Genomic DNA, 13,643 nt, shown 5'->3' on the forward strand with positions numbered 1-13,643 from the left:
GCGGGACGCACCGCCAAGACGTCGGGATACACCCGGTCGTCCACCAGGGCATCGGTCGCAGTCGGCCGCTACCAAGGCCCCCGACCCCACCCGACCGGCCGACCGGGCCACCGGACACGCACGACCGACCACCACGGCCACCAGTCACACAGGGCCGACCGACAGGATCACCGGTCACACAATGACCGCGCTGCCACCCCAGCCACCGGTCCCACACAGCCGACCACCAAGACCACCAGCACGAGCCCGGCGCATAACGCCGCGGGCGTGTGGGGTGAGCGCCGCGCCCCTGAGGCCCCGGGCGGGTGTTCCCATCGAAAGGGGCCGCCCTGCACGCTGGCTCCTTCCGGTCGCGGCTGTCTCCTCGGCGGGTGCTCCGCGCGAAAGGGGCCGCCCTGCGGGTGGCCCCTTCTCGTCGCGGCTGTCTCCCTGGCGCGTCAGCCGAGCAGCGACCCCACCCCGGCCGACGTGGAGGCGGTCGCGACCGGCAGCGGTGCGGCGTCGGTGGCCGGTGGGCCGAGCGCGTCGGCGACCGGGCGTGACGAGGTCACCCACCGCGTCCACCAGGTCGCCGGGTGCGGCGGGCGCGCCCTGCCGCTGTTCGCCCTCGGCACGTATCCGGGCGACGCGCGGCGTCTCGTCGTACTCCCCGGGGCTCTCGCCCTCGCCGCGGGGCGTCCCGTGCGCGGTGTCGCCCGGTCTGCTCCCCTCGGGTGCCCGCCCGGCACCGTCTCGCTGCGGCGGCGCCGGCTCCCGGCCGTCCGGCGTATCCGACGAACCCGGTCCCGCATCGGAGTGCGGCAGCCCGCCCGCGCCCGGCTCCAGCACCCACCGCTGCCGGGACGAGCCGTCCCGGGCCGCGACCCCCACACGGGCGGTGGAACCACCGGAACCCGGGGTGAGGACAAGGCGGTTGTGCCGACGGATCAGGATCTCGCCCCGCACCGTGAAGTCGTACGAGACCTCGCCCGCGTGCACGACACAGCCGTCCACCACGACGGTCTTCGTCCCGGGGTCGGTGGCGAGGCAGAGCGAGGGGGCGGCGGCACTGCGCAGCAGTCCGTCGTCCTGGTACGACCATTGTTGCGAGGCAGCCGACGAGCAGTCCGCGAGCCGGACGCCCACGCCCGCCGCGGCCTCGCCCCCGTGCAGGTCCAGGCAGAGCCCGGAGGCGAGGCCGCGCAGTCGGCCGTGGGCGACCTCGACGGGCCCGCCGACCGGGACGGCGGAGGGTGATGTGGCGGGCCGCGCGCCGGTGCCGCTCGGACGGGTGGCGTGTCCGGCGGGGGCGCCCCAGGTGGCACCGGCCACGCGGACACCGTTGCCGTCTGACCAGCTCCTGGCCACGAGGACGGTGGCGAGCAGTGCGAGCGAGGTCAGCCCCGCACCGACGGCCACCGCCGAGCGACGGCGGCTCTCCGCCCCGGTGCGGTGCCGGCCTCGGGCCGTCAGGGGTGCCGTCTCGGCCGCCTCGGGGGACGCCCCTTGCCCGGGGGTGGCGCGGCCGGGGCGTGCGTCGAGATAGCGGCGGGCGCCCCAGCCGAGCACGGTCTCGGCGAGCAGGAGTTCCAGGCTGCCGTCGAATCGGGCGAGTTGTTCGGCGGCGTACCGGCAGTGCCGACAGGCCGTCAGGTGGCGGCGCACGTCCGGCAGCAGGGTGCCGCCGCGGCGCAGCGGGACGTCGAGGAGCCGGGTGTGGAAGCGGCATTCCGGGGAGGGCGCGAGTTCCCGGTGGGCACGTACGCAACCCGTGCGGAATTGCTCCCGCGCCTGCTCCAGGGCGGCCGTCGCGGTGGCCACGTCGAGCCCCAGCAGACCAGCGGGTATGTTTATGGGTTCCGCTTCGACCTCGGTGTGCCAGAGAAGGCACTGCGAGGCGCCGGAAAGGGCCCGAAATGCACGTTCGGCGAGAAGCCGCCTTTCCGGTGTTCCGGGCTGTGTCGCACTGAGTCCGCGTCCGCCGGTGGTTTTACGCAATTCCGGCAGGGTGGCGCAGGTTCTCTCGTCCGTCGCCCAGGCGCGGACGGTGGCACGGACGGCCGTCAGCAGCTGCGGACGCAGAGCGCCGCCGACCGCTGCGCCGGCCATGCGGCCGAGCACCTGATGGAAGGCGGCGGTGGCGACCAGGTCGGCCGTGGGTCCGGCGGAGGCCAGGCAGACGATCGCGTAGTCGCGGGCGGCGTGCCAGTGCCGGGCCAGCAGCACGGCGACCGCGTGGTGGTGGGCGATGTGCGGGCCGCCGAGCCGGGCGACGAGATCGCGGTCGGACTCCCCGGCCGGACCGGGCAGCGGTGGGTACGGCGGGCGTGGGGGGTAAGGGGACTGCACGGAACCATTTCCTTTCCAGCCGCAGGACGGCATGCGAAACGGCGTCCTGTCGGAAAGCAGTGCCTGATTGGTGCATACCTTTTTAAGGGGCCGGCTTTGGCGTTCTGCGCCTGCCGTGGCCCTCCCGCGGGGAGGCTCACCTTCGCACACGCGCCTCACAGGAAACAAGGAGTTGGGAATGACTCGGCAGCAAAGCCAGTGAATTCCAGGGAAGTTACCGGCGGTATCTCCGGAGTCCGCAGGCACCGCCGGTTCCCATGATTCTCCGGGCGCGCTCTCACCACGTGTTCCGGCATGGTCCGCATGATCGCCCCGCGCTCCCCAGCGACTCCCGCCCGCCCGCGTACGGTTCGCAAAGCGGTCGTACCGGCTGCCGGTCCGGGCACCCGGTTCCTGCTTGCGGCCAAGGCCACACCGAAGAATTCACCGGCCGCATCGGGGAGTTCGCGGCCGGGCCGGCGGACGGCGGCACCGGCACGCATACCGGCACCGGCGCCCAGGAGCCGTACCGGGCGGTGCGACACGGCTCGGGACGAAGAGGGGTCCGCGCGGGCCCCTCCCCGAACACCGGGCTCAGTCCTGGCTGTCGGGACGCAGCGTCCAGACCACCGTCATCTCGCCGGTCACCGCTCCGTCCGCGCGCCGGATCTCGATCGACACGGGGAACTCGGGGCGCCGGCCCGCGTCCAGTTCGGCGACGACCTCCGCGGCCGGGCGGCCCAGGGTCGCGGTCGCGGTGACGGCGCCCATCGCCAGCTTCCTGTAGGCGATCTCGGCCCGCACGGCGAGCGGCACCGCGCGCGAGAGCTGGTCGCCGAAGGCGGCCAGCACGATGGCTCCGCTGGCCGACTCCCCGAGCGTGAACATCGCACCGGCGTGCGGCCCGCCCACGTGATTGTGGTACGCGCCCTGGTCCGGCAGGGAGACCACGGCCCGGTCCGGTGCGGTCTCCAGGAACTCGAGGTTCAGGGTCCGGGCCATGGGCACGGTGGCGGCGAGCATCTCGCCGATCGACATCTGGTCTGCGCTCATGAACGGCATGTTACTCGCGAGTAGCAGAGGCTGGCCAGGTCGTGTGCCGACGGTCACCTCCCTTCGTCACGCGTCTGCCGAGGACCGGTGACCGAACCGTGTCCGCCGCCGCACTAGGGTTACTGGCCATGTGGCCAGAGCAGCAGCCGCCAGGGGGCGCGCAGAACCCGCAGCCGAATCCGTACCAGCAGCCGGGTTACCAGCAGCCGAATCCGTACCAGCAGCCCGGACCGCAGCAGTACCCGCAGGCGGGCCAGTACGGACAGCAGCAGCCGGCGGGACAGTACGCGCAGCAGCAGGCCGCTCAGTACGGGCAGCAGCCGCAGTGGGGGCAGCAGCCCACCGTGCCGATGCCCGAGTCCCCGCAGGGCGGCGGCGGCCGCACGAAACTGATCGCGGTCATCGCGGCCACGGCGGTCGTCGTCACCGCCGCCGTCACCGGCTTCCTGGTCCTCGGCGGTTCGAAGGACGACGAGGCGGAGGGCGGCAAGAACGGTCAGCACACGAGCGGGCCGCCCACGGCGGAACCGACACCCACTGCGACCTCCTCGGCCACGGAGGACGACCCGCGCGGCAACGAGACGGCGAAGCCGACCGTCGCGGGCTGGAAGGTGGTGGTGAACCCCAAGTGGGGCATCGCCTTCGACGTGCCCGCGGACTGGGTGGTCAGGTCCCCCGGCCTCGGGATCGGCTTCGAGTTCGAGGACGAGAAGCAGAAGGGGATCACCATGTCGGGCGCCGCGGAGTACAAGCCCGAGTGGTGCACCTCCGACACCGACAAGGACGGCCGGACCGAGGACACCCCGCTGGCCGCGGTGGGCACCAAGGGCGCCGTCGGCGCCAAGAACACCGACGAGATCGCGCTCAAGACACCGGCCTGGTGGGTCTTCGGCGGCTACACCGACCCGGACAAGAAGAGCATCTCGTGGGACAAGAAGGCCACCCCCTTCACCACCACCTCGGGCATCAAGGGCAGCTACGCCTGGGCCCAGTCGACCGACACGCCTCGGAAGGGCAAGTGCGTGTCCGACGGCAAGGCACTCACCTTCGGCTTCGAGAACAGCGCGCACAAGTTCGTGTCGTTCAACTTCTACGGAGCCAAGGGTGTGAAGGGCGAGGTCCCGAAGGCGACCGTCCTCAAGGTGCTCGGCACGGTCCGGCTGCACGGGACGCCGACGCACGAGTGACGTAGCTCATAGGCGTTCCGGCCCACCGCGTCGCGGTGGGCCGGAACCGTAGGGAGGCTCAGCCCCTCAGATAGTTACGGGCGACCCAACGGCCGTTGAGCGTCTCCTCCGGGTCGTGACACTGGCCGATGCACTCCCAGGTGCCGGTGCTGTTGTCGCACTCGAGCTGGGCGTGCACCTTGTTGTTCTTGTACACGTAGTCGATCACCCTGCCGTGCGGGGACGGCGTGGCGTGAACGGGGACCTTCTCCCCGGAGACGGTGTAGGTGTGGCCGGCGGGGTGGCAGGTGAACGCGGCGGCCGAGGCGGGCGCCGCGGCCATCGCGGGGAGGGCCGCGCCGATGAGCGCGGCCGTGCCGATGACGGCTGCGACATGCTTTCGCATGACGGTCCTTTCCTTGGGAACCAAGGGGTCCTGGGGGTGGCAAATCGTCATGAACATGACTAGATCACCTTAAAAGGCATCACCTCAGGCGTCAAAGAGGCGGTCGAGCAAGACCACTCGGCGTGGCGCGCGGCCGGCAACTCGATTGAATCGGGAGCTCGGGCGGGCGATAGTCGGCCGGTGAACACAGCCGTCACCCCGCACCGCCCCCGCAGACCCGCCTGGGCCGGGCGCAACTACTCCCTGCTGACCGCGGCCGCCATCGTGACCGGTCTCGGCGCCAACGGCTCGCTCATCGCGGCCGCGTTCGCCGTGCTGGAGACGGGCGGCGACGGTGGTGACGTGGGTCTGGTGGCCGCCTCCCGCACCCTGCCGCTGGTGGTGTTCCTGCTCATCGGCGGCGCGGTCGCGGACCGGCTCCCCCGGCACCGGGTGATGGTCGCCGCCAACGTCCTCAACTGCCTCTCCCAGGCGGCCTTCGCCACGCTCGTACTGGCCGGTGAGCCCCGGCTGTGGCAGATGATGCTGCTCACCGCGCTCGGCGGCACCGGACAGGCGTTCTTCGGCCCGGCGGCCGAGGGCATGCTGATGTCCTCCGTCGACGGCGAGCAGGCGGGCCGGGCGTTCGCCGTCTTCCGCATGGCCACCCAGGGCGCGGCCCTCGGCGGCGCGGCACTCGGCGGCGCCCTGGTCGCGGTGATCGGCCCCGGCTGGGTGCTCGCGGTCGACGCGGCGGCCTTCGCCCTCGCCGGTGCGCTGCGCTCCTTCCTCGACGTCAGCCACATCCCGCCGCGCACACCGGGCGAGGGCATGCTGGCCGATCTGCGCGAGGGCTGGCGGGAGTTCATCGGCCGGCCCTGGCTGTGGGGCATCGTCGTGCAGTTCTCGATAGCCAACGCGGTGGTCGGCGCGGCCGACGCCGTCTACGGCCCGCTGGTCGCCCGCGACAGCCTGGGCGGTGCGGGCCCCTGGGGCCTGGCGCTGGCCGCGTTCGGCGCGGGCACGGTGGCCGGTGCCCTGCTGATGACCCGCTGGAAACCCCGCCGGCTGCTGCTCGCCGGCACGCTGTGCGTCTTCCCGCTGGCCCTGCCCTCCGCCGCGCTCGCCGTGCCGGTACCGGCGGGCGTGCTGTACGGGGTGATGTTCGCCGCCGGTACGACGGTGGAGGTGTTCGGCGTCTCCTGGATGACCGCGCTGCACCAGGAGATCCCCGAGGACAAGCTCTCCCGCGTCTCGGCGTACGACTGGTTCGGCTCGGTCTCCCTCATGCCCGTCGCCGCGGCCCTGGCCGGCCCCGCCGAGACGGCCTTCGGCCGCACGGCCGCCCTGTGGGGCTGCGCGGCCCTCGTGGTCCTGGTCACCGCCCTGGTGCTGCTCGTCCCGGACGTCCGCACCCTGACCCGCCGCGCCCGCCCGGTCGCCGCCTCACCGGCGGCGTCAGCCGATGCCGAACGCCCCGTCGGGGGGCTCGGGTGACGGTACGGCGTCGGTGTCCTCGACCGGCCGGGCCGATCCGGTGAACTTCCGGACGCCCGCGCCGTGTTCGACCCGCGCCGGAAAGGCGTCCGCCGCGGTCCGGCGGGCCAGCACGGCGATGTCCACGGGCCGGTGCGCGGCGACGAGCACCGCGTTGCCGAACCGCCGGCCGCGCAGCACCCCCGGCTCGGCGATCAGCGCGAGTTCCTCGAAGACGGCAGCGAACGTGGCCAGTTGGGACCGCAGAAAGCCGAACGGCGCGGCGTCGGCGAGGTTGGCCAGATAGACCCCGCCCGGCCGCAGGACCCGCTCGGCCTGCCGCGCGTAGGCGAGCGTGGTCAGGTGCGCGGGCACCCGGGACCCGCCGAACACGTCGGCGACCAGTACATCGGCATGGTCGTCCGGAGCCGCCTCCAGCCAGGCCCGGGCATCGGCGGCGTGCAGCACGACGCCCGAGCCCGCCGGCAGCGGCAGGTGCTCGGCGACCAGGTCCAGCAGTCCCCGGTCCGCCTCGACGACGTCCTGCCGCGAACCGGGCCGGGTGGCCGCCACATACCGGGGCAGCGTCAGCGCGCCCCCGCCGAGGTGCACCACGTCCAGCGCCCGCCCGGCCTCGGCCACGACGTCCAGGACATGCCCGAGCCGCCGCGTGTACTCGAACTCCAGATGCGCGGGATCGTCCAGATCGACGTACGACTGCGGTGCCCCGTCGACCGTCAGGAGCCAGGCCCGCTCCCGATCGACATCGGGCATCAGCTTGGCGGTGCCGTGGTCGGTGGTGCGGGAGACGGGTATCTGCTCGGTCACGCACTCATTGTGACGCGCCCGAAGGGGTGCGGGTCCGTGGCGGTGTGCCGCTCCGCCACCTGGGCGTGAGCACCCACGACGGACCCGCGGTCCCCCACGTGCGGCAGCCTCACCGCACGGCGGTCACCGTCCCCGCTCCCACGGTCCGGCCGCCCTCACGGACGGCGAACCCGAGACCGGGCTCCAACGGCACCTCCCGCCCCAGCTCGACCGTCATCTCGACCGTCTGCCCGGGCCGGGCCACCGCCGTCTCGCCGAGGTCGATGTCCCCGACCACGTCAGCCGTACGGATGTAGAACTGCGGCCGGTACCCGGTGGTGACCGGTGTGGTACGACCGCCCTCCCGGGCCGAGAGCACGTACACACGCGCGGAGAACCGCCGGGCGGGCACCACGCTCCCCGGCGCCGCCACGACATGTCCCCGCCGGACCGCGTCCCGCGGCACGCCCCGCAGCAGCACGGCCACGTTGTCACCGGCCTGCGCCTCCTCCATCGGCTTGCCGAACGTCTCGAGACCGGTGACCACGGTCTCGACGTCCGCGCCGAGCACCGACACCCGGTCCCCCAGGCGGAGTCTCCCCCGCTCCACGGCACCCGTGACGACCGTGCCCCGCCCGGTGATGGTGAGCACGTTCTCCACCGGCAGCAGGAACGGCGCGTCCAGATACCGCTCGGGCATCGGCACGTACGTGTCCACCGCGTCGAGCAGCGCCTCGACGGACGCCGTCCAGCGCGGGTCGCCCTCGAGCGCCTTCAGCCCGGAGACGCGGACGACGGGCACGGCGTCGCCGGGGTACCCGTGCGCGGTGAGCAGGTCGCGGACCTCCAGCTCGACGAGGTCGATCAGTTCCTCGTCCCCCGTGCCGTCGGCCTTGTTCAGCGCGACGACGATGTGGTCGACGCCGACCTGCCGGGCGAGCAGCACGTGCTCGGCGGTCTGCGGCATGATCCCGTCGAGCGCGGAGACGACGAGGATCGCCCCGTCGAGCTGCGCGGCGCCGGTGACCATGTTCTTGACGTAGTCGGCGTGGCCGGGCATGTCGACGTGGGCGTAGTGCCGGGTGTCGGTCTCGTACTCGACGTGCGCGATGTTGATGGTGATGCCGCGGGCGGCCTCCTCCGGGGCGCGGTCGATGCGGTCGAAGGGGACGAACGTGCCGGTGCCGCGCTCGGCGAGCACCTTGGTGATGGCGGCGGTCAGGGTGGTCTTGCCGTGGTCGACGTGACCCATGGTGCCGATGTTCAGATGCGGCTTGGTGCGTACGTAGGCCGTTTTGGACATGGGTGTACCTCGGAGCCTCTCCGGTCGTACGGGAATGCGGGACCCCGGGTATCGGCCGACCCTCCCCCTGCGGGGTCCGCCGGACGATCCGGAGAGGGTCAGCTTCGGGCGCCGTCGACAGCGGCCACGGGAATCGGGACGGCAGCCTTCGGGGCATCCGCGACGGCGGATGCTGCGAGGAGGAAGGCGTACCGGAACATGGCGTCGATCATCGCCGACGGTTTGTCCGGCGTCGAATGGTTTTTCCGGGCGGGCGAGTTCAGGCGCCGATGTTCTTCAGTGCCTCCCGGACGGTCAGCGGGGCGAACCGGCCCCGCTCCCGCGCCAGGAAGGTCCGTACGGCCTCGGGGTCGGTCTTGGCGTACTCGCGCAGGGCCCAGCCGATCGCCTTGCGGACGAAGAAGTCGGGGTGCCCGGACTGGACCAGGCAGTAGGCGAACAGCCGGTCGGCGTCGGTGCGTCCCTTGTAGGTCAGCTGGTGGAGCAGGGCCGTGCGGGCCACCCACAGGTCGCCGTCGGTGACCCACGCGTCCATGTCGGCGGTGAGCTTCGGGTCGGCGGCGACCAGCGCTCCGACGACGTGCACGGCGAGCAGGTCGACGGTGTCCCACCAGGAGACGGTGGTGATCAGGTGCCGGGCCACCGGGAGGAAGCCCGAGGAGCAGCGGGCCGCGTGCCGGCGCAGCCAGTCGACGGCGAAGTAGTGGTACTCGCGTTCGGGCAGTTCCCAGCAGCGCAGGGCGATCGCGGTGCAGTCGGCCTCGTCGGGACGCGGGGTGCCGGCCTGCACGGTGCGCGACAGGGCGCGGCGGGCCGGGGTGGGGATGCCGAGGAAGGGCGCGACGCCCTTCATATAGGCCCGCATCGCCGGTGCCCGCCCGGGGTCGGCGGCGGCCCCGTACACGGCCGTCAGCCGTTCCAGCACGGTGTCGGCGAGAGCGCTGGGCGGCACGTCCGGCGGTGCCGCACCTGTGACGGTCATGCCACGAACCATACCGGCGAGGTGGATCTCCGGGGCCTGACGGACCGGCCACCGACCCGCTGCGAGACGGGGGACCTCGTGGTCCAGCGGCCGAATGTACGTTCGTACGGATGACCGGGGCGCCCCTGCGCGACGTCTTCTCCCGGCGTGGGTTGCAGCCCCTATTGCACGGGCGTTACCTGGAAGTAGCGGCGGTGAAGCGGGCGCATGGGCCACGGCACAGCCCGAGGGCCCGCGCCTTCCTGTGCGCGTGCGGCCTCCTCGCCGCCGTCGTCCAGCGCTCGACGCGGAGGTGACAGACGTGAAAGCCGTCGTCTATGAAGAGCCCTTCAGTGTGACCGTGAAGGACGTCGAGGATCCTGGGATCCAGCACCCGAACGATGTGATCGTACGCGTCACGTCGACCGCGATATGCGGCTCGGACCTGCACATGTACGAGGGCCGCACAGCGGCCGAGTCGGGCATCGTCTTCGGACACGAGAACCTCGGCATCATCGAGGAGGTCGGCAGCGGCGTGACCTCCCTGTCCGAGGGGGACCGCGTCGTGATGCCTTTCAACGTCGCCTGCGGTTTCTGCAAGAACTGTCTCGCCGGCAAGACCGGCTTCTGCCTGACGGTCAACCCGGGATTCGCCGGCGGAGCCTACGGCTATGTGGCGATGGGTCCGTTCATCGGGGGGCAGGCCGAACGGCTGCGGGTGCCCTACGCCGACTTCAACTGCCTCAAACTGCCGCCGGGCGAGGAGTTCGAGACCGACTTCGTGCTGCTCGCCGACATCTTCCCGACCGGCTACCACGGTTGCGAACTCGCCCAGGTGTCCCCCGGTGAGTCCGTGGCCGTCTACGGTGCCGGACCGGTGGGGCTGATGGCCGCCTACTCCGCACTGCTGCGCGGTGCGGCGAAGGTCTTCTCCGTGGACCGCGTGCCCGAGCGGCTCGCCAAGGCGGAGGAGATCGGAGCCATCCCCATCGACTTCACCAAGGGCGACCCGGCAGCGCAGATCAAGGAACAGACCGGAGGTGAGGGAACCGACAAGGGCGTGGACGCCGTCGGCTACCAGGCCCAGGCACACGACGCCAGCCACGAGGAACCCGCCATCGTCCTCAACGAGCTGGTCGAGACGGTGCGTCCGACCGGCATGCTCGGCGTGCCGGGTCTGTACGTGCCCTCGGACCCCGGCGGCCCCGACGAGCACGCCAAGCACGGCCAGCTGCTGGTCTCCATCGGCAGGATGTTCGAGAAAGGCCAGCAGATGGGCACCGGTCAGTGCAACGTCAAGCGGTACAACCGCCAGTTGCGCGACATGATCATCGCCGGGCGGGCCAAGCCCAGCTTCGTGGTCTCCCACGAGTTGCCGCTGGACCAGGCGCCGCAGGCGTACGAGAAGTTCGACAAGCGAATCGAGGGCTACACCAAGGTCGTCCTGCACCCCGGTCACGCGCTCGCCGCGTGAGGCACGGTCCGGGCACCACGGGTGCCCGGACCTTCCCCGCCCACCTGCCTTCCCCGCAGGCCCGTGGCCCTGCTGTGACGGTGACGGGACACACTTGACGGCGATCACACACGTTCGTCGGTTAATGTCACCGGATGCTCGATGCCAACCGCTCTGGCACCGCCACGGCCTCTCCCCAGGCCGCCGCCACGGATTTCGCCGTTCCCGTACCGCCCGTGCCCCGTGTGGGACCGGCCGCCCGCTGCACGCGCGTGCTGCTGTCCCCGTACGCCCGGCTGTCGCTGTTGTTCGCCCTGCTCGCGGGCGGCGCCACGGGCATGCTGCTGTGCGAGCCGCAGCGGCTGCTGACGCACGGATGGCCGCCGCAGCTCGGCGGGGCCGCGGCGGCCGCCGTGTTCGCGCTGACGTACGGGCTGTGCACCGTGGCGTTCGTGCCGCGCCCCCTGCTGAACCTGGCGGCGGGCGCGCTGTTCGGCTCGCAGCTGGGGCTGGCGACGGCACTGGCGGGCACGGTGCTCGGGGCCGGGCTCGCCTTCGGGCTGGGCCGCGTCCTCGGTCAGGACGCGCTGCGCCCGCTGCTGCGGGGCCGCTGGCTGAAGGCGGCCGACGGTCAGCTCAGCCGGCACGGGTTCCGGTCCATGCTGGCGGCCCGGCTCTTTCCCGGGGTGCCGTTCTGGGCGGCGAACTACTGCGCGGCCGTCTCCCGTATGGGCTGGCCGCCGTTCCTGCTGGCCACGGCGCTCGGCTCGATCCCGAACACGGCCGCCTACGCGGTCGCCGGCGCCCGCGCCTCCTCACCGACGTCCCCCGCCTTCCTGATCGCCATGGCCTGCATCGCCGCGCCGGCGCTCGCGGGCACCGTGGTGGCCTGGCGCAAGCGCCACCACCTGCGCGGCCGCTGACCGTCCGATACCCGGTCAGACCCCTTCGAGGATCATCGCGTTGGCCAGCCCGCCCGCCTCGCACATGGTCTGCAGGGCGTAGCGGGCACCCCGCTCGCGCATCGCGTGGACCAGGGTGGTGGTCAGCCGGGTGCCGCTGGCGCCGAGCGGGTGACCGAGGGCGATGGCGCCGCCGTGCACGTTGACCTTGGCGAGGTCGGCGCCGGTCTCCTGCTGCCAGGCGAGGACCACGCTGGAGAAGGCCTCGTTGACCTCGAACAGATCCATGTCGGCGAGGCCCAGACCGGCCCTGCGCAGCACCTTCTCCGTCGCCGGGATCACGCCGGTGAGCATCAGCAGCGGGTCGGAGCCGGTGACGGCGAAGCTGTGCAGACGGGCCAGCGGCCGCAGGCCGAGGCGGGCCGCGGTCTCGCTGGAGGTGATCAGGACGGCGGAGGCACCGTCGTTGATGGGGCTGGCGTTGCCCGCGGTGACGTTCCACTCGATCTGCGGGAAGCGCTCGGCGAAGCCGGGGTCGTGGTAGGCGGGCTTGAGGCCGGCGAGGATCTCCGGGGTGCTGCCCGGCCGTACGCACTCGTCGCGGGCGACGCCGTCCAGGGGCGCCACCTCGGCGTCGAACAGGCCGGCCTCCCACGCGGCGGCGGCCTTGTGGTGCGAGGAGACGGCGAACTCGTCCATCCGCGCGCGCGTGAGGGACCACTTGGCGGCGATCAGCTCGGCGCTGATGCCCTGCGGGACGAGACCCTCCGGGTAGCGCTCGGCGACTCCCGGCCCGAACGGGTCCTTGCCCGCGGGCACGTTGGACCACATCGGGACCCGGCTCATCGACTCCACACCGCACGCGACGACCAGGTCGTACGCGCCCGAGATGACACCCTGCGCGGCGAAGTGCACGGCCTGCTGGGAGGAGCCGCACTGGCGGTCCACGGTGGTCGCCGGGACCGTCTCGGGGAAGCCGGCGGCGAGGACGGCGTACCGGGTGGTGTTCATGGCCTGCTCGCCGACCTGGTCGACGGTGCCGCCGATGACGTCGTCGATGAGCGCCGGGTCGACGCCGGAGCGCTCGACCAGGCCGCGCAGGGTGTGCGCGAGGAGCTGCACGGGGTGGACATGGGCGAGGGAGCCGTTCGGCTTGCCCTTGCCGATGGGGGTGCGTACGGCTTCGACGATGACTGCGTCGCGCATGGTGCGGGCCTCCTTGGCCGCCTGGCCACCCGTAGCGGGCTACGGCAGCTACCAGTGAGTAGGAAATCCGAACTCACCATAACCCGGAGGGTAGGAAAATCAAACCCTCTGCTGGACGGTTCTCTGACCCGGGCCTCTAAACTGAGCCGCATGGCCGCCACGAAGGACCCGCGCCCCTGCTCGATCGCCGACGCCCTCGCGCTGGTGGGCGAGAAGTACTCCCTGCTCGTCCTGCGCGAGGTATGCCTGGGCAACGGCCGCTTCGACCAGCTGGTGCGCAACATCGGCGCCCCGCGCGACATCCTGGCCGCCCGGCTGCGCCGGCTCGTGGACGCGGGGATCCTCACCAAGCGGGTCTACAGCGAGCGCCCGCAGCGCTTCGAGTACCGGCCCACCCAGGCGGGCCTGGAGCTGGAGCCGGTCCTGATGACCCTCAAGGAGTGGGGCGACCGCCACGTCCGCAAGGGCGCCGACCTGCCCATGTCCGTCGAGCACGTGTGCGGCAACGAACTGGTGCCGGTGGTCACCTGCCAGGCCTGCGGCGATCCGGTGCGCCATGAGGACCTGACGGCCCGTCCCCAGGCCCCGGGCTGGACCGTCTCGGGACCGACGGCGGCCTGACGA

The 13,643-nt window shown here is 72.3% G+C and carries 12 protein-coding genes and 1 pseudogene; 6 read left to right on the plus strand and 7 right to left on the minus strand.

Features of this window, described 5'->3' with window-relative positions; all coding sequences use genetic code 11:
• Positions 1-174: 174 nt before the first annotated feature.
• On the minus strand, positions 175-2,328 hold the full coding sequence (locus ACGFRF_RS04095) for a ricin-type beta-trefoil lectin domain protein (RefSeq protein WP_393736978.1): 2,154 nt from the start codon (positions 2,326-2,328) through the stop codon (positions 175-177).
• Between the two features lie 303 nt (positions 2,329-2,631).
• Between ACGFRF_RS04095 and ACGFRF_RS04100 the strand changes: the two are divergent.
• Positions 2,632-2,748 (plus strand): annotated as a pseudogene (locus ACGFRF_RS04100) (UTP--glucose-1-phosphate uridylyltransferase); the annotation flags it as partial.
• Positions 2,749-2,901: 153 nt separating this feature from the next.
• Here ACGFRF_RS04100 and ACGFRF_RS04105 read toward each other — a convergent pair.
• On the minus strand, positions 2,902-3,360 hold the full coding sequence (locus ACGFRF_RS04105; protein WP_393736980.1) for a DUF4442 domain-containing protein: 459 nt from the start codon (positions 3,358-3,360) through the stop codon (positions 2,902-2,904).
• A 128-nt stretch (positions 3,361-3,488) separates the two neighbouring features.
• On the opposite strand from ACGFRF_RS04105, the gene ACGFRF_RS04110 reads away from it, so the two are divergent.
• Entirely contained in the window at positions 3,489-4,547 is a 1,059-nt protein-coding gene (locus ACGFRF_RS04110) for a hypothetical protein (RefSeq protein ID WP_393736982.1), read from the plus strand.
• Positions 4,548-4,605: 58 nt separating this feature from the next.
• On the opposite strand, the gene ACGFRF_RS04115 is transcribed toward ACGFRF_RS04110, so the two are convergent.
• Positions 4,606-4,932, minus strand: coding sequence for a hypothetical protein (locus tag ACGFRF_RS04115; protein ID WP_393736984.1), 327 nt, complete (start codon positions 4,930-4,932; stop codon positions 4,606-4,608).
• Positions 4,933-5,112: 180 nt separating this feature from the next.
• On the opposite strand from ACGFRF_RS04115, the gene ACGFRF_RS04120 reads away from it, so the two are divergent.
• A complete protein-coding gene (locus ACGFRF_RS04120) occupies positions 5,113-6,408 on the plus strand; it encodes an MFS transporter (protein ID WP_393736986.1) in 1,296 nt (431 codons plus the stop codon).
• Here ACGFRF_RS04120 and ACGFRF_RS04125 read toward each other — a convergent pair.
• The 3 genes from ACGFRF_RS04125 to ACGFRF_RS04135 all read right to left on the minus strand — a co-directional run bounded on the left by ACGFRF_RS04125 (position 6,370) and on the right by ACGFRF_RS04135 (position 9,479).
• On the minus strand, positions 6,370-7,215 hold the full coding sequence (locus tag ACGFRF_RS04125; RefSeq protein WP_393736988.1) for a spermidine synthase: 846 nt from the start codon (positions 7,213-7,215) through the stop codon (positions 6,370-6,372). The two genes, ACGFRF_RS04120 and ACGFRF_RS04125, sit on opposite strands and share 39 nt — an antisense overlap.
• Before the next feature lie 109 nt (positions 7,216-7,324).
• Entirely contained in the window at positions 7,325-8,497 is a 1,173-nt protein-coding gene (gene tuf / locus ACGFRF_RS04130) for an elongation factor Tu (protein WP_393736989.1), read from the minus strand.
• A 259-nt stretch (positions 8,498-8,756) separates the two neighbouring features.
• Positions 8,757-9,479: a DNA alkylation repair protein gene (locus tag ACGFRF_RS04135; protein ID WP_393736991.1), complete on the minus strand. Its 723-nt coding sequence runs from the start codon at positions 9,477-9,479 to the stop codon at positions 8,757-8,759.
• A 301-nt stretch (positions 9,480-9,780) separates the two neighbouring features.
• Here ACGFRF_RS04135 and ACGFRF_RS04140 point away from each other — a divergent pair, with 301 nt between their 5' ends.
• Positions 9,781-10,932 (plus strand): glutathione-independent formaldehyde dehydrogenase, encoded by a 1,152-nt coding sequence (locus tag ACGFRF_RS04140; protein WP_393736993.1) that lies wholly within the window; start codon positions 9,781-9,783, stop codon positions 10,930-10,932.
• 134 nt (positions 10,933-11,066) lie between these two features.
• Complete coding sequence (locus ACGFRF_RS04145) at positions 11,067-11,834, plus strand: TVP38/TMEM64 family protein (protein WP_393736995.1); 768 nt, start codon at positions 11,067-11,069, stop codon at positions 11,832-11,834.
• A gap of 15 nt (positions 11,835-11,849) precedes the next feature.
• Here ACGFRF_RS04145 and ACGFRF_RS04150 read toward each other — a convergent pair whose 3' ends face one another.
• Entirely contained in the window at positions 11,850-13,019 is a 1,170-nt protein-coding gene (locus tag ACGFRF_RS04150; RefSeq protein WP_393736997.1) for a thiolase family protein, read from the minus strand.
• A 150-nt stretch (positions 13,020-13,169) separates the two neighbouring features.
• Between ACGFRF_RS04150 and ACGFRF_RS04155 the strand changes: the two genes are divergently transcribed.
• A complete protein-coding gene (locus ACGFRF_RS04155) occupies positions 13,170-13,640 on the plus strand; it encodes a winged helix-turn-helix transcriptional regulator (protein WP_393736999.1) in 471 nt (156 codons plus the stop codon).
• Positions 13,641-13,643 lie beyond the last annotated feature (3 nt).

The organism is Streptomyces sp. NPDC048521, assembly GCF_043199855.1.
GTDB lineage: Bacteria > Actinomycetota > Actinomycetes > Streptomycetales > Streptomycetaceae > Streptomyces.